Source organism: Bacteroides togonis (assembly GCF_900130135.1).
Classification (GTDB): Bacteria; Bacteroidota; Bacteroidia; order Bacteroidales; family Bacteroidaceae; genus Bacteroides; species Bacteroides pullorum.
Genome location: NZ_LT670820.1, coordinates 2388934 through 2402601 on the forward strand (window position 1 = coordinate 2388934; position 13668 = coordinate 2402601).

Annotated in this window: 24 protein-coding genes; all 24 read right to left on the reverse strand. The window is 42.5% G+C overall.

The window, feature by feature from the left end:
* Positions 1 to 5 precede the first annotated feature (5 nt).
* The 24 genes from map to fusA all read right to left on the reverse strand — a co-directional run bounded on the left by map (position 6) and on the right by fusA (position 13651).
* Complete coding sequence (gene map / locus BQ8005_RS10175) at positions 6 to 803, reverse strand: type I methionyl aminopeptidase (RefSeq protein ID WP_075317965.1); 798 nt, start codon at positions 801 to 803, stop codon at positions 6 to 8.
* An 11-nt stretch (positions 804 to 814) separates the two neighbouring features.
* On the reverse strand, positions 815 to 2161 hold the full coding sequence (secY, locus tag BQ8005_RS10180) for a preprotein translocase subunit SecY (protein ID WP_075317966.1): 1347 nt from the start codon (positions 2159 to 2161) through the stop codon (positions 815 to 817).
* A gap of 4 nt (positions 2162 to 2165) precedes the next feature.
* Positions 2166 to 2612, reverse strand: a complete 447-nt coding sequence (rplO, locus tag BQ8005_RS10185) for a 50S ribosomal protein L15 (RefSeq protein ID WP_075317967.1) — start codon at positions 2610 to 2612, stop codon at positions 2166 to 2168.
* A gap of 30 nt (positions 2613 to 2642) precedes the next feature.
* Positions 2643 to 2819, reverse strand: a complete 177-nt coding sequence (gene rpmD / locus BQ8005_RS10190; RefSeq protein WP_075317968.1) for a 50S ribosomal protein L30 — start codon at positions 2817 to 2819, stop codon at positions 2643 to 2645.
* A gap of 11 nt (positions 2820 to 2830) precedes the next feature.
* Positions 2831 to 3349 (reverse strand): 30S ribosomal protein S5, encoded by a 519-nt coding sequence (gene rpsE / locus BQ8005_RS10195; RefSeq protein ID WP_075317969.1) that lies wholly within the window; start codon positions 3347 to 3349, stop codon positions 2831 to 2833.
* Between the two features lie 5 nt (positions 3350 to 3354).
* On the reverse strand, positions 3355 to 3699 hold the full coding sequence (gene rplR, locus BQ8005_RS10200) for a 50S ribosomal protein L18 (protein ID WP_075317970.1): 345 nt from the start codon (positions 3697 to 3699) through the stop codon (positions 3355 to 3357).
* Between the two features lie 20 nt (positions 3700 to 3719).
* Positions 3720 to 4289, reverse strand: coding sequence for a 50S ribosomal protein L6 (gene rplF / locus BQ8005_RS10205; protein ID WP_075317971.1), 570 nt, complete (start codon positions 4287 to 4289; stop codon positions 3720 to 3722).
* 15 nt (positions 4290 to 4304) lie between these two features.
* A complete protein-coding gene (gene rpsH, locus BQ8005_RS10210; protein ID WP_022161560.1) occupies positions 4305 to 4700 on the reverse strand; it encodes a 30S ribosomal protein S8 in 396 nt (131 codons plus the stop codon).
* A 54-nt stretch (positions 4701 to 4754) separates the two neighbouring features.
* Positions 4755 to 5054 (reverse strand): 30S ribosomal protein S14, encoded by a 300-nt coding sequence (gene rpsN / locus BQ8005_RS10215; RefSeq protein WP_075317972.1) that lies wholly within the window; start codon positions 5052 to 5054, stop codon positions 4755 to 4757.
* 6 nt (positions 5055 to 5060) lie between these two features.
* Positions 5061 to 5618, reverse strand: a complete 558-nt coding sequence (gene rplE / locus BQ8005_RS10220) for a 50S ribosomal protein L5 (protein ID WP_075317973.1) — start codon at positions 5616 to 5618, stop codon at positions 5061 to 5063.
* Positions 5618 to 5938: a 50S ribosomal protein L24 gene (rplX, locus tag BQ8005_RS10225; RefSeq protein WP_075317974.1), complete on the reverse strand. Its 321-nt coding sequence runs from the start codon at positions 5936 to 5938 to the stop codon at positions 5618 to 5620. The genes rplE and rplX overlap by 1 nt, the downstream gene beginning before the upstream one ends.
* 23 nt (positions 5939 to 5961) lie before the next feature.
* Positions 5962 to 6327 (reverse strand): 50S ribosomal protein L14, encoded by a 366-nt coding sequence (gene rplN, locus BQ8005_RS10230; protein ID WP_075317975.1) that lies wholly within the window; start codon positions 6325 to 6327, stop codon positions 5962 to 5964.
* Between the two features lie 2 nt (positions 6328 to 6329).
* Entirely contained in the window at positions 6330 to 6599 is a 270-nt protein-coding gene (gene rpsQ / locus BQ8005_RS10235) for a 30S ribosomal protein S17 (protein WP_111936070.1), read from the reverse strand.
* On the reverse strand, positions 6596 to 6793 hold the full coding sequence (rpmC, locus tag BQ8005_RS10240; protein WP_075317976.1) for a 50S ribosomal protein L29: 198 nt from the start codon (positions 6791 to 6793) through the stop codon (positions 6596 to 6598). The genes rpsQ and rpmC overlap by 4 nt, the downstream gene beginning before the upstream one ends.
* A gap of 5 nt (positions 6794 to 6798) precedes the next feature.
* Entirely contained in the window at positions 6799 to 7233 is a 435-nt protein-coding gene (rplP, locus tag BQ8005_RS10245; RefSeq protein ID WP_005656538.1) for a 50S ribosomal protein L16, read from the reverse strand.
* A 23-nt stretch (positions 7234 to 7256) separates the two neighbouring features.
* Positions 7257 to 7988, reverse strand: a complete 732-nt coding sequence (gene rpsC / locus BQ8005_RS10250) for a 30S ribosomal protein S3 (protein WP_075317977.1) — start codon at positions 7986 to 7988, stop codon at positions 7257 to 7259.
* Between the two features lie 5 nt (positions 7989 to 7993).
* A complete protein-coding gene (gene rplV / locus BQ8005_RS10255) occupies positions 7994 to 8404 on the reverse strand; it encodes a 50S ribosomal protein L22 (protein WP_075317978.1) in 411 nt (136 codons plus the stop codon).
* A 39-nt stretch (positions 8405 to 8443) separates the two neighbouring features.
* Entirely contained in the window at positions 8444 to 8713 is a 270-nt protein-coding gene (gene rpsS, locus BQ8005_RS10260) for a 30S ribosomal protein S19 (RefSeq protein WP_002558070.1), read from the reverse strand.
* A gap of 20 nt (positions 8714 to 8733) precedes the next feature.
* Positions 8734 to 9558: a 50S ribosomal protein L2 gene (rplB, locus tag BQ8005_RS10265; RefSeq protein WP_022020054.1), complete on the reverse strand. Its 825-nt coding sequence runs from the start codon at positions 9556 to 9558 to the stop codon at positions 8734 to 8736.
* Positions 9559 to 9563: 5 nt separating this feature from the next.
* A complete protein-coding gene (gene rplW / locus BQ8005_RS10270) occupies positions 9564 to 9857 on the reverse strand; it encodes a 50S ribosomal protein L23 (RefSeq protein ID WP_075317979.1) in 294 nt (97 codons plus the stop codon).
* Positions 9858 to 9875: 18 nt separating this feature from the next.
* Positions 9876 to 10502, reverse strand: a complete 627-nt coding sequence (gene rplD / locus BQ8005_RS10275; RefSeq protein ID WP_075317980.1) for a 50S ribosomal protein L4 — start codon at positions 10500 to 10502, stop codon at positions 9876 to 9878.
* Complete coding sequence (gene rplC / locus BQ8005_RS10280) at positions 10502 to 11119, reverse strand: 50S ribosomal protein L3 (protein WP_075317981.1); 618 nt, start codon at positions 11117 to 11119, stop codon at positions 10502 to 10504. The genes rplD and rplC overlap by 1 nt, the downstream gene beginning before the upstream one ends.
* 22 nt (positions 11120 to 11141) lie before the next feature.
* Entirely contained in the window at positions 11142 to 11447 is a 306-nt protein-coding gene (gene rpsJ / locus BQ8005_RS10285) for a 30S ribosomal protein S10 (RefSeq protein ID WP_004291244.1), read from the reverse strand.
* A gap of 86 nt (positions 11448 to 11533) precedes the next feature.
* Positions 11534 to 13651, reverse strand: a complete 2118-nt coding sequence (gene fusA, locus BQ8005_RS10290; RefSeq protein ID WP_075317982.1) for an elongation factor G — start codon at positions 13649 to 13651, stop codon at positions 11534 to 11536.
* Positions 13652 to 13668: the final 17 nt, after the last annotated feature.

Consider the following 13668-nt stretch of genomic DNA (forward strand, 5'->3'; position numbering starts at 1 on the left):
ATCTTCTAAATTGCTTGATCTCCCAATACTTCTTCTATAAACTCAAATGATGAAAGGATATCCGCCTTTCCAGCACCAACAGCTATCGTATGCTCAAAGTGAGCCGCACATTTTCGATCCTTAGTCCGGACAGACCAACCGTCGCTTTCCATCACTACGTGACGGTCGCCCAAGGTTATCATGGGCTCGATAGCGATACAAAGTCCACGCTTCATCATAGTTCCCGTACCACGTCTGCCGTAGTTAGGTACCTGCGGATCTTCATGCATCTCCTTACCGATACCATGGCCGACAAACTCACGTACCACTCCGTATGAATGAGACTCACAATACTGCTGTATTGCATAGCCTACATCTCCCAAACGTTTGCCCTGAACAGCATTTTCAATACCAATGTACAAAGCTTCCTTGGTAACCTTCAAGAGATTCCGAACGTCTTCAGCAACTTCACCTACACAAAACGTATAAGCTGAATCACCGCAAAAACCATTCATGTAAGTACCACAATCAACAGATACGATATCACCATCCTTCAGTACCACATCACCCGGTATGCCATGCACAACCTGCTCATTAACCGAAGTACAGATAGATGCTGGGAAAGGTCCACCATACGGATTGGGGAACCCCTTGAATGTAGGGACTGCGCCATTATCTCTAATGAACTCTTCAGCCACCCTGTCCAGCTCTTTTGTTGTCACTCCGGGCTTGATAACTTTGGCTATCTCTGCCAAAGTTCTGCCCACGAGCAAATTACTGGCACGCAGTAATTCTATTTCATCATTTGTCTTAAGAAATATCACTTCAAAATCTATTAATATGCAGCTATATTTCCGCTACGTCCCTTAATACGACCAGACTTCAACAAACCGTCATAATGTCTCATCAACAAATGACTTTCAACCTGCTGCAACGTATCAAGTACAACGCCAACAAGAATCAATAAAGATGTTCCACCAAAGAATTGAGCAAATTCGGCTTTCACACCAAATACACCAGCAAAAGCAGGCATAATGGCTACAAGCGCCAGGAAGAAAGAACCAGGCAGCGTAATGCGTGACATAATCACGTCGATATACTCTGCTGTACTCTTACCAGGCTTGATACCGGGGATGAAACCGTTATTTCTCTTCATATCTTCAGCCATCTGAGTCGGATTGATGGTAATTGCAGTATAGAAATACGTAAATACAATAATCAGCACCGCAAATACCAAATTATACCAGAAGCTTGTATGATCAGTAAACGCACGCATGAAACCGCTCATCTCATTGGCATTACCGGACAAACCAATAAATGTAATGGGAATAAACATGATAGCCTGTGCAAAAATGATAGGCATCACATTAGCCGCATTTACCTTCAAAGGTATATACTGACGTGCACCTCCATATTGCTTGTTGCCAACAATCTTTTTAGCATATTGTACAGGTATCTTACGAGTTCCTTGTACCAAAAGAATAGCAAAAGCAATAACAATCAGCAACACTACAATCTCAATCAAGAACATAACCAAACCGCCAGCTTTTTCAGTCACACGGGATGTCAGTTCCTGAATGAAAGACTGGGGCAAACGAGCAATGATACCAATCATAATAATCAATGAGATACCATTTCCAATACCCTTGTCAGTAATTCTCTCACCAAGCCACAAAATAAACATACTTCCGGCCGCCAATATGATGGTAGAAGTAATCATAAACAGAGTCCAATCTAATGAAGCATTTAAGGAAGGACCAGCCTGCATTTTAAGGTTAATAAGATAGGAAGGCGCCTGCACCAGCAAAATAAAAATAGTCAGCACACGAGTGTACTGGTTCATTTTTCTTCTACCACTCTCCCCTTCACGCTGCAGCTTCTGAAAGTAAGGAACTGCAATACCCAGCAACTGGATTACAATGGAGGCAGAGATGTAGGGCATAATTCCCAATGCAAAAATGGATGCATTAGAAAATGCACCTCCCGAAAACATATTTAACAAGGCTAAAAGGCCCTCGCTTGTTTGTTGATGCAACTGAGTCAACATTGCAGGATTGATACCCGGCAATACGACGTAAGAACCAAAACGGTAAATTGCCACAAACAATATGGTAATGAGGATCCGTTGTCTCAGATCCTCAATTTTCCATATATTCTTTAATGTTTCAATAGCTTTTCTCATTGAATCAGAGTTTTACTACTTGTCCACCAACAGCTTCAATGGCAGCAACAGCACTCTTAGAGAATGCATGTGCCTGTACATCCAACTTAGCAGTCAAAGTTCCGTTACCTAATACTTTTACCAACTGATTAGAAGATACGAAACCTGCAGCAACCAGATCATTGATACCTACAGACTGCAGATTTTTAGCTTCGGCAAGTTTCTGAATAGTATCCAGATTGATAGCCTTGTATTCTACACGGTTAATGTTCTTGAAACCGAATTTAGGAACACGACGCTGAAGAGGCATCTGACCACCTTCAAAACCAATCTTCTTAGAGTATCCAGATCTTTGCTTAGCACCTTTATGACCTCTGGTAGAAGTTCCTCCCAAACCAGATCCCGGACCACGTCCAATTCTCTTTCTAGTCTTAGTAGAACCTTCAGCAGGTTTTAAATTACTTAAGTTCATATTGTAATTCGTTTTATATTCAACAAATAATTACTTAACGATGGTAACCAGGTGCTTTACCTTATCCACCATTCCAAGAATTGAAGGAGTACATTCGTGCTCAACCACACGATTCATCTTATGAAGTCCCAGCGCATCGAGAGTCTTTTTCTGATCAGCAGGTGCACCAATTCTACTTTTAATTTGCTTAATCTTTATAGTTGACATATCTTTCCTCCTTATCCTCTAAATACTTTTTCAACACTGATACCTCTGTTCTGGGCAACCATACGCGCATCGCGCATTTCGCTCAGTGCAAGGATTGTAGCCTTCACCAGATTGTGAGGGTTTGAAGACCCTTTAGACTTAGCCAAAACGTCTGTCACACCTACGCTCTCCAATACAGCACGCATAGCACCACCGGCTACAACACCTGTACCGTGAGAAGCAGGCTTGATAAACACCTCAGCACCGCCAAACTTAGCAGACTGCTCATGAGGAACAGTACCCTTCAGAACAGGAACCTTAGTTAAGTTCTTCTTTGCAGACTCAACGCCTTTAGCAATGGCAGCCGTTACTTCACCAGCTTTACCAAGACCCCAACCGATGATACCTTCTTCGTTTCCGACTACAACAATAGCAGAGAAACTAAAAGTTCTACCACCTTTGGTTACTTTAGTTACACGATTGATAGCTACCAATCTGTCCTTCAGTTCTATATCGTTTGAAATTTTAACTCTATTATTAAGTCCTGCCATAATGATTAAAATTTAAGTCCACCGTTACGAGCAGCATCAGCCACCTCTTTTACTCTCCCATGATACAAGTAACCATTACGGTCGAAAACTACAGTAGTGATACCAGCTTCCTGAGCCTTCTTTGCAATCAGCTCACCTACTTTAGCAGCCTGTTCCTTCTTAGGCATCTTTTCAGTCATACCCAATGAAGAAGCAGCAGCCAAAGTCTTGCCTGACAAGTCATCGATCACTTGAACGTAAATTTGCTTGTTACTTCTAAATACACTCATACGCGGGCACGTAGCAGTACCAGAAATTTTATTGCGTACTCTATATTTAATCTTAATTCGTCTTTCTATTTTTGTTGTCATAATACTATCAATTTAAATGATTATTTAGCACCGGCTGATTTACCAGACTTTCTACGAATTTCTTCGCCAACAAACTTAATACCTTTACCCTTATACGGTTCAGGCTTACGGAAAGAACGGATTTTTGCGCAAACTAAACCAAGCAATTGCTTGTCACAAGATTCCAAAATAATCAGAGGATTCTTGTTTCTTTCAGACTTAGTCTCAACTTTCACCTCAGGAGGGAGCTGGATAAAGATACTATGAGTATAACCTAATGCCAACTCGATGATGTTTCCCTGATTAGAAGCACGGTAACCTACACCGACCAGTTCGAGTTCCTTCTTGTATCCTTCAGATACACCTACAACCATATTGTGAACCAATGCACGGTAAAGACCGTGGAATGCATGCTTCTGCTTGGGATTATCCAGCATAGCTGACTCGTTCTCAGCCAACACAACATGACCGTCTTCGATAGAAACATTGATAGCAGGATTTACGTATTGGCTCATTTCACCTTTGGGTCCCTTCACGGTAACCATATTGTCGTTCAGAGTGACTGTCACTCCTGCGGGAATACTAATGGGTAATTTTCCTATTCTTGACATTGCTAATTCCTCCTATTAATATACATAACACAAAACTTCACCACCGATTTTCAGTTCAGCGGCCTCTTTGTTGGTCATTACACCTTTGGAAGTAGATATTATAGCAATACCCAAACCATTAATAACACGCGGCATGTCTTTGTAACCGGTATATTTACGCATACCCGGAGAAGAGATTCTCTCTAATTTCTTGATAGCGTTTACCTTGTTAACCGGATCATACTTCAAAGCAACCTTGATTGTGCCTTGAGGACCATCTTCTACAAACTTATAATTAAGAATGTAGCCTTTCTCAAAAAGAATCTTGGTGATTTCTTTTTTCAAGTTTGAAGCCGGAACTTCTACAACTCTGTGCTTCGCTTGAATAGCGTTCCGCAACCTCGTCAAATAATCTGCTATTGGATCAGTCATATAAAAATAAATTAAATTAATCAGGACTACCCTGACAATATTTAAAAATAATAATTACCAGCTTGCTTTCTTTACACCCGGGATAAGACCGTTAGAAGCCATCTCACGGAACTGGATTCTCGAAATACCGAACTGACGGATATATCCTTTAGGACGTCCTGTCAACTTGCAACGGTTATGAAGGCGAATCGGATTGGCATTTTTGGGCAGAGCCTGCAACTTCTGTGCAGCTTCATAAGCCTCTGCTGGATCACCGGTTCTCACGATTTGCTTCAAAGCAGCTCTTTTTTCGGCATATCTGGCTACTAACTTGGCACGTCTAACTTCGCGTGCTTTCATTGATTCCTTTGCCATAATCTATCAATCTTTTTTTGCGTTCTTAAACGGTAAACCAAATTCTTTCAGCAGAGCATAACCTTCTTCATCTGTTTGTGCAGAAGTCACGAAAGTAATGTTCATACCAAGAATACGGGTAATGCTGTCGATATTGATTTCAGGGAAGATAATCTGTTCCTGAATACCGAGCGTATAGTTACCTCTACCATCAAATTTACTTTCAATACCCTTGAAGTCACGGATACGAGGAAGAGCTACACGAACAAGCTTCTCCAAGAATTCGTACATTCTCTCACGACGCAATGTTACCATTACACCGATAGGCATTTTCTTACGCAACTTGAAGTTTGCGATATCTTTACGGGAAACTGTTGCCACAGCCTTTTGACCTGTAATGGCAGTCATTTCATTAATTGCTACTTCAATAATCTTCTTGTCAGCCACAGCCATACCCAAACCTTGATTGATAACAATCTTCTTGAGCACAGGGATCTGCATAGAAGAAGAATACTGGAACTGTGATTTCAATGCAGGTGCGATGCGCTCTGCATATTCTTTCTTAAGGCTAGCAGTATTACTCATTACTTAATCTCCTCTCCTGATTTTTTAGAATAACGCACTAAAGTGCCATCCGCACTCACTTTTCTACCAATACGAGTTGCTTTGCCAGTCTTCGGATCAACCGGGTTCAAGTTTGAAATATGAATAGAAGCTTCCTGCTTCACAATTCCACCTTGAGGATTCTTTGCACTCGGCTTCGTGCTCTTAGAAACCATGTTGATACCTTCAACGATGGCACGATTCTTCTTCACAAGAACCTTCAATACGCGACCGGTTTTACCCTTGTCTTCACCAGAGTTTACGTAAACCGTATCGCCTTTCTTAATATGTAATTTACTCATTACTTAAATCTTTTACAAAAAAATTAAAGTACTTCAGGAGCGAGTGACACCACTTTCATGTTGGCAGCACGCAATTCACGAGCTACCGGTCCGAAAATACGGCTACCTCTGATTTCGCCTGCATTGTTCAACAGCACACAAGCATTGTCATCAAAACGAATATAAGAACCGTCCTGACGGCGAATTTCTTTCTTCGTACGTACAATCAAAGCCTTAGACACTGCACCTTTTTTAATATCACTTGAAGGGATGACGCTCTTGACAGAAACGACAATTACGTCTCCTACAGAAGCGTAGCGACGACCTGTACCGCCCAAAACGCGAATACAGAGAGCTTCCTTAGCTCCACTGTTGTCACATACTGTAAGTCTGGATTCTGCTTGTATCATAATTACTTCGCTTTTTCAACAATTTCTACTAATCTCCATCTCTTTGTCTTGCTCAAAGGACGAGTCTCCATAATGCGTACAGTATCACCGATATTGCACTCATTCTTTTCATCATGAGCATGGTATTTTTTCGTCTTGCTAACGAACTTACCATAAATGGGGTGTTTTTCCTTAAACTTGGCAGCAACTGTGATCGTCTTGTCCATCTTGTTGCTCAACACAATCCCTGTTCTTTCTTTTCTTAAATTTCTTGCTTCCATCAAACTCATCATTTATTGTTAAGTTCTCTTTCGCGCAATACAGTTTTCATACGCGCAATTGTCCTGCGTAATTGTTTGATCTGAGCAGGATTATCCAAAGGAGAAATAGAATGGTTCAGCACCATCTGATTGTAGTTAGCTACTTCTGCCTCGATTCTTTCTACCAAATCCGTGGTAGACATTTCTTTAACTTCTGCTATCTTCATACTCTTTACGCATTTTGATTTTGAATATCATAATCACGTCTTACCACAAACTTCGTAGTGATGGGAAGCTTTTGTGCTGCCAGGCGCAAGGCCTCTTTCGCGATTTCGTAAGATACTCCTTCAGCCTCAATAATAATTCTACCCGGAGTAACAGGAGCCACAAATCCCTCGGGGCTACCTTTACCTTTACCCATACGTACATCAGCAGGCTTTCTCGTGATAGGTTTGTCCGGGAAGATACGAATCCAAATCTGTCCTTGACGTTGCATATATCTTGTTACAGCGATACGCGCAGCTTCAATCTGGCGTCCTGTAATCCACTTCGTTTCCAAAGCTTTAATTCCAAAAGAGCCGAAAGCCAACTGGTTTCCTCTCTGAGCATTACCTTTCTGGCGGCCCTTCTGCTGTCTTCTGAATTTTGTCTTTTTCGGTTGTAACATAGTTCCTAAAAAATCAAATTCGTTTAGCGATTATTTTTCTTTCTTTTGAAGTTCTTTCCGCCATTGTTTCCGCTATTGCTTCCACGGCCACTTTCCTTGCTTTGTGTAAAGTTCGGAGCCAATTCTCTCTTTCCGTAAACTTCGCCTCTGCAAATCCAAACTTTGATACCGAGAAGACCAACTTTTGTCAATGCTTCAGTATGACAATAGTCAATATCTGCTCTGAAAGTGTGCAACGGAGTTCTTCCTTCCTTATACATTTCAGAACGAGCCATTTCAGCGCCATTCAAACGTCCTGAAATCAAAACCTTGATACCCTCAGCGCCCATACGCATTGTATTTGCGATAGCCATCTTGATAGCACGGCGATAAGCGATTTTTCCTTCTACCTGGCGAGCGATGTTGTTAGCCACGATAACGGCATCGAGTTCAGGTCTTTTCACTTCGAAGATGTTAATCTGAATATCCTTATCGGTAACCTTCTTCAATTCCTCTTTCAACTTATCAACTTCCTGGCCACCTTTTCCGATAATAATACCCGGACGTGCAGTACAAACGGTAATAGTCACAAGTTTCAGCGTACGTTCAATAACAATTCTTGATACACTGGCTTTTGCAAGACGAGCATTCAAATATTTACGAATCTTGCTATCTTCCAGCAAAGAATCACCGTAATTCTTTCCACCATACCAATTGGAATCCCATCCTCTGATAATTCCCAAACGGTTGCTTATTGGATTAACTTTTTGTCCCATTTACCTTAATTTTGATCTTCGTTATTACTTTTAGAACCAACGAACAGTGTCACATGGTTTGAACGTTTGCGGATTCTGTAACCTCTACCCTGCGGAGCCGGACGCATTCTTTTCAGCGTAGCACCACCATCAACAAAAATCTTGGTTACGAACAGTTCACCGTTTTCAGCCTTACGTTCGTTTTTCTGCTCCCAGTTAGAAATTGCAGAGCGCAGCAACTTTTCTACTCTTGCTGCAGCCTCTTTTGAAGAGAACTTCAAGACGCCAAGCGCTCTGTTCACTTCCATCCCGCGAATCATGTCAGCCACGAGACGCATTTTACGGGGGGAAGTAGGAACATTTTGCAATTTTGCAAAATACATGGTCTTAAGGGCTTCTTTTCTTTTTTCAGCCGATATTTTTTTTCTTGCTCCCATTATATTATTACTTTTTTATTTCAGTAGTAAAACCTGTTTTTATTTCTTCTTGTTACCAGCATGGCCTCTGAAGGTACGCGTTGGGGCAAACTCACCCAACTTATGACCTACCATGTTTTCTGTAACATACACAGGTATGAATTTATTTCCATTGTGAACTGCAACGGTATGGCCTACAAAATCAGGCGAAATCATTGAAGCTCTGGCCCAAGTCTTAACCACAACCTTCTTGCCGCTTTCGTTCATGGCAAGAACTTTCTTTTCCAGCTTAACGTTAATATACGGACCTTTTTTTAATGAACGACTCATAATATTCTCGATTAATCAGATTACTTCTTTCTTCTCTCAATAATATACTTAGACGATTGTTTCTTCGGAGCTCTTGTCTTAAGACCCTTAGCATACAATCCCTTGCGAGATCTCGGATGGCCACCAGAAGCACGTCCTTCACCACCACCCATCGGGTGATCAACCGGGTTCATTACAACACCACGGTTACGCGGACGACGACCTAACCAACGAGAGCGACCGGCCTTACCGGAGCTTTCCAAACCATGATCCGAGTTACCAACGCTACCGATAGTAGCCTTACAAGTACTAAGAATTTGACGAACTTCACCTGAAGGCAATTTGATAACACAATACTTACCTTCTCTTGAAGTCAACTGAGCGAAATTACCAGCTGAACGAACCAGAGCAGCACCCTGACCCGGACGTAATTCGATATTGTGAATTACAGTACCAACCGGAATATTCTGAAGAGGAAGTGCATTTCCAATCTCTGGAGCTGCATTTTCACCTGACATCAAAGTCGCACCAACTTGCAATCCATTGGGAGCAATAATATATCTTTTTTCGCCGTCAGCGTAAAACAACAAAGCAATACGAGCCGAACGATTCGGATCGTATTCAATTGTCTTAACCACTGCTGGCACACCGTCTTTATTTCTCTTGAAGTCAACGATACGAATTACCTTCTTGTGACCGCCACCGATGTAGCGCATGGTCATCTTACCTTCGTTGTTGCGACCACCTGAGGATTTCTTACCAAATACAAGAGACTTTTCTGGTACCCGTGCAGTAATTTCTTCGAAAGTACCAATAATTTTATGTCTTTGCCCCGGTGTTGTGGGCTTAAATTTACGTACTGCCATTTGTATTAAATATTGCTATAAAAATCAATAGTATCTCCTTCTTTCAACGTAACGATTGCTTTCTTATAAGCATTTGTACGTCCATTGATGAGACCAGCCTTCGTATAGCGGCTCTTATTCTTGCCAGCATATTTTATGGTGTTCACATCAACCACTGTAACGTTGTAGAGAGCTTCAACTTCGTTCTTAATTTCCAATTTGTTAGCTTCAGGACGCACGACAAAACCAAAACGGTTGTTCTGCTTGTCAGTTATTGCAGTCATCTTCTCTGTCACCAACGGTTTAATAATAAATCCCATTATTTAAGCCTCCTTACTTTAAATTAAGATATTGTCGATAGCAGAAAGTGCACTTTCAGTAAGCACAAGAACCCCAGCGTTCAATACTCTGTAAGTATTTAACCCTGAGATTATCTGCACGTTAGCGTCTTTCACGTTACGAGCTGACAAATATACGTTTTTATTTGCTTCCGGTAATACTACAAGCGGCTTCTTATCAGAAACTTTAAGATTTTTTGTCATTTCTACAAAGTTCTTGGTCTTAGGAGCCTCAAAAGTGAAGTCTTCAACAACGATAATTGCATCGTTCTGGGCCTTATATGACAAAGCCGATTTACGAGCGAGCGCCTTCACTTTCTTATTCAACTTGAAGTAATAATCACGAGGTTTAGGACCAAAAACGCGTCCACCACCAACCAATACAGGCGAGTTCATGTCACCACGACGTGCACCACCACCACCTTTCTGACGGCCGATCTTACGAGTAGAACCGCTGATTTCACTTCTTTCCTTTGACTTATGAGTACCCTGACGCTGGTTAGCCATAAACTGCTTTACATCCAGGTAGATGGCATGGTCATTGGGCTCAATGCCGAAGATAGATTCGTTCAACGCAACCTTTCTTCCGGTGTCTTCACCTTTAATGTTAAATACGCTAACTTCCATTATTTTTCAATTATTACGATTGAACCTTTGCAACCGGGAATAGAACCCTTCACCAAGAGGAGGTTATGCTCCGCGATTACTTTTAATACTTGCAGGTTTTGAACAGTTACTCTGTTACCACCCATCTGTCCACCCATGCGCATGCCTTTGAAAACTTTTGCAGGATAAGAACAAGCACCAATAGAACCCGGTTTGCGGGCACGATTGTGCTGACCATGAGTAGTCTGACCTACACCACCAAAACCATGTCTCTTAACAACGCCCTGGAAACCCTTACCTTTGGATGTTCCGGCAACGTCTACGAAGTCAGCGCCATTGAACAGTTCTACGGTAACTGTGTCACCGAGATTCAGTTCGGTCTCAAATTCTTTGAACTCAGCCAAGTGTTTCTTGGGTGTTACTCCGGCTTTCTTAAAGTGACCCATCAACGGCTTGGTAGTATGCTTTTCCTTCTTGTCCTGGAAACCCAGCTGAACGGCAGCATAGCCATCTTTTTCTACGGTCTTCACTTGAGTAACAACACAAGGACCTGCTTCGATAACAGTGCATGGTACATTTTTACCCTCGGCACTGAAAACGGATGTCATTCCGATTTTTTTTCCTAATAATCCTGGCATTTCACTAAATTTTTAAATACACTTACACTTTGATTTCTACTTCCACACCACTCGGCAACTCCAGCTTCATCAGAGCATCAACAGTCTTAGCAGTAGAGCTATAGATGTCGATCAGTCTCTTGTAAGAAGAGAGCTCGAATTGTTCACGCGACTTCTTGTTAACGAAAGTCGAACGGTTCACAGTAAAGATACGCTTATGCGTAGGAAGAGGAATAGGACCGCTAACGATGGCGCCCGTCGTCTTCACTGTTCTTACAATCTTCTCAGCTGACTTGTCAACCAAGTTGTGGTCGTAAGATTTCAATTTGATTCTAATTTTTTGACTCATTAGTGTTTATAGTTAAACTTGTTATTAAACGGAGAAGCTCCGCAGGTTAAGAGTCATACGCTAACCTGCGGGCTTCTAGATTTTCTTTAGAGTAATTCAGAGTGACCTTTCACTTCGTCAAGCACAGCCTTCGCAATAGAGGTAGATACTTGAGCGTGGTGATCGTAAGTCATGGATGAAGTAGCACGACCAGAAGTGATGGTACGCAAAGCTGTTACATAACCAAACATTTCTGCCAGAGGAACCATTGCCTTCACGATACGAGCGCCAGAGCGGCTAGACTCCATACCTTCTACCTGACCACGACGCTTGTTCAAGTCGCCAATTACATCACCCATGTTTTCTTCCGGAGTTACAACTTCCAGCTTCATGATGGGCTCCATCAGAACGGGACCTGCCTTAGAGCAAGCGTTCTTGTAAGCCTGGATGGCACAGATTTCGAATGACAACTGGTCTGAGTCAACCGGGTGGAACGAGCCATCCAACAAAGTAACCTTCATGCTATCCATCGGGAAGCCAGCCAACACACCATTCTTCATAGCTGTCTGGAAGCCCTTCTGTACAGATGGGATGAATTCCTTAGGAATGTTACCACCCGTAACTTCGTTGATGAACTGCAATCCACCTTCCTTAAAGTCTTCATCTACCGGACCAACATTTACGATAATGTCAGCGAACTTACCGCGACCACCCGACTGTTTCTTATAAACCTCGCGAAGGTTAACAGTCTTCGTGATAGCTTCTTTATAGTTAACCTGAGGCTTACCTTGGTTACATTCAACCTTAAACTCACGTTTCAGACGGTCGATGATGATATCCAAGTGAAGCTCACCCATACCAGAGATAACTGTCTGACCAGTCTGTTCGTCAGTACGAACGGTGAAGGTCGGGTCTTCTTCAGCCAACTTGGCCAGACCATTAGACAGCTTGTCCATATCCTTCTGAGTCTTGGGCTCAACAGCGATACCGATAACAGGATCGGGGAAGTCCATAGACTCCAATACGATCGGAGCCTCTTCGTCGCAGAGAGTATCACCCGTACGAATATCCTTGAAACCTACACCGGCACCGATATCACCAGCCGATACTACTTCTACAGGATTCTGCTTGTTAGAATGCATCTGGAACAGACGGGAAACACGCTCCTTCTTACCTGAACGACTATTGTAAATATATGAACCTGCCTCTACCTTACCAGAATATACACGGAAGAAAGTCAGACGACCAACATAAGGGTCAGTAGCAATCTTAAATGCCAAAGCTGAAGTCTTTTCATCTTCACTCGGCTTACGATCTTCCTCTTCACCTGTGTTAGGATTAGTTCCTACGATATTCGGAGTATCCAGCGGAGAAGGCAAGAAAGCACAAACATAGTCAAGCAACGTTTGTACACCTTTATTCTTGAAAGAAGAACCGCACAACATCGGCACGATGTCCATCTTCAGGGTAGCAGCACGCAGACCACGAAGTATTTCTTCCTCAGTGATAGTAGAAGGATCGTCGAAGAACTTCTCCATCAAAGCGTCGTCGTATTCGGCCACTGTTTCCAGCATTTTACCACGCCATTCCTCAGCTTCGTCTTTCAAATTAGCGGGGATTTCCTCTACGTCATAGTCAGCACCCATCGTTTCGTCATGCCACAGGATGGCTTTCATCTTAATCAGGTCGACTACACCCTTGAAGTTTTCTTCAGCGCCGATAGGAATTACAACCGGACACGGATTAGCGCCCAGCACATCCTTCATCTGGCGAACTACTTCAAAGAAGTCAGCGCCCGAACGGTCCATCTTGTTCACGTAACCGATACGGGGAACGTTGTATTTATCAGCCTGACGCCATACAGTTTCAGACTGCGGTTCCACACCACCTACAGCACAGTAAGCAGCGACGGCACCATCCAACACACGCAACGAACGCTCAACCTCAGCAGTAAAGTCCACGTGTCCCGGAGTATCAATCAGGTTAATCTTATATGTATCACCTGCATATTTCCAACGCGTAGTCGTAGCAGCAGATGTGATAGTAATACCACGTTCCTGCTCCTGCTCCATCCAGTCCATAGTAGCTGCACCATCGTGCACCTCACCAATTTTGTGAGTCAAACCAGTATAGAACAGGATACGTTCTGAAGTTGTAGTCTTACCGGCATCAATGTGAGCCATGATACCGATATTACGTGTCAAATGTAAATCTTGCTTTGCCATTTTCTAAATTCCTTTTA

Excerpts from the sequence above, each read along its gene's own strand:
- rpsE (WP_075317969.1), bottom strand. The coding sequence starts at position 3,349 with ATGGCAGGACTTAATAATAGAGTTAAAATTTCAAACGATATAGAACTG.
- rpsN (WP_075317972.1), bottom strand. The coding sequence starts at position 5,054 with ATGGCAAAGGAATCAATGAAAGCACGCGAAGTTAGACGTGCCAAGTTA.
- rplE (WP_075317973.1), bottom strand. The coding sequence starts at position 5,618 with ATGAGTAATACTGCTAGCCTTAAGAAAGAATATGCAGAGCGCATCGCA.
- rpsJ (WP_004291244.1), bottom strand. The coding sequence starts at position 11,447 with ATGAGTCAAAAAATTAGAATCAAATTGAAATCTTACGACCACAACTTG.
- rpsC (WP_075317977.1), bottom strand. The coding sequence starts at position 7,988 with ATGGGACAAAAAGTTAATCCAATAAGCAACCGTTTGGGAATTATCAGA.
- secY (WP_075317966.1), bottom strand. The coding sequence starts at position 2,161 with ATGAGAAAAGCTATTGAAACATTAAAGAATATATGGAAAATTGAGGAT.
- rpmD (WP_075317968.1), bottom strand. The coding sequence starts at position 2,819 with ATGTCAACTATAAAGATTAAGCAAATTAAAAGTAGAATTGGTGCACCT.
- rplN (WP_075317975.1), bottom strand. The coding sequence starts at position 6,327 with ATGATACAAGCAGAATCCAGACTTACAGTATGTGACAACAGTGGAGCT.
- rplD (WP_075317980.1), bottom strand. The coding sequence starts at position 10,502 with ATGGAAGTTAGCGTATTTAACATTAAAGGTGAAGACACCGGAAGAAAG.
- rplP (WP_005656538.1), bottom strand. The coding sequence starts at position 7,233 with ATGTTACAACCGAAAAAGACAAAATTCAGAAGACAGCAGAAGGGCCGC.
- rplX (WP_075317974.1), bottom strand. The coding sequence starts at position 5,938 with ATGAGTAAATTACATATTAAGAAAGGCGATACGGTTTACGTAAACTCT.
- rplV (WP_075317978.1), bottom strand. The coding sequence starts at position 8,404 with ATGGGAGCAAGAAAAAAAATATCGGCTGAAAAAAGAAAAGAAGCCCTT.
- rplW (WP_075317979.1), bottom strand. The coding sequence starts at position 9,857 with ATGGGATTTATTATTAAACCGTTGGTGACAGAGAAGATGACTGCAATA.
- rpsS (WP_002558070.1), bottom strand. The coding sequence starts at position 8,713 with ATGAGTCGTTCATTAAAAAAAGGTCCGTATATTAACGTTAAGCTGGAA.
- rplC (WP_075317981.1), bottom strand. The coding sequence starts at position 11,119 with ATGCCAGGATTATTAGGAAAAAAAATCGGAATGACATCCGTTTTCAGT.
- rpsQ (WP_111936070.1), bottom strand. The coding sequence starts at position 6,599 with ATGATGAGTTTGATGGAAGCAAGAAATTTAAGAAAAGAAAGAACAGGG.
- rplB (WP_022020054.1), bottom strand. The coding sequence starts at position 9,558 with ATGGCAGTACGTAAATTTAAGCCCACAACACCGGGGCAAAGACATAAA.
- rpmC (WP_075317976.1), bottom strand. The coding sequence starts at position 6,793 with ATGAAGATAGCAGAAGTTAAAGAAATGTCTACCACGGATTTGGTAGAA.
- rplF (WP_075317971.1), bottom strand. The coding sequence starts at position 4,289 with ATGTCAAGAATAGGAAAATTACCCATTAGTATTCCCGCAGGAGTGACA.
- fusA (WP_075317982.1), bottom strand. The coding sequence starts at position 13,651 with ATGGCAAAGCAAGATTTACATTTGACACGTAATATCGGTATCATGGCT.
- rplR (WP_075317970.1), bottom strand. The coding sequence starts at position 3,699 with ATGACAACAAAAATAGAAAGACGAATTAAGATTAAATATAGAGTACGC.
- rpsH (WP_022161560.1), bottom strand. The coding sequence starts at position 4,700 with ATGACTGATCCAATAGCAGATTATTTGACGAGGTTGCGGAACGCTATT.
- rplO (WP_075317967.1), bottom strand. The coding sequence starts at position 2,612 with ATGAACTTAAGTAATTTAAAACCTGCTGAAGGTTCTACTAAGACTAGA.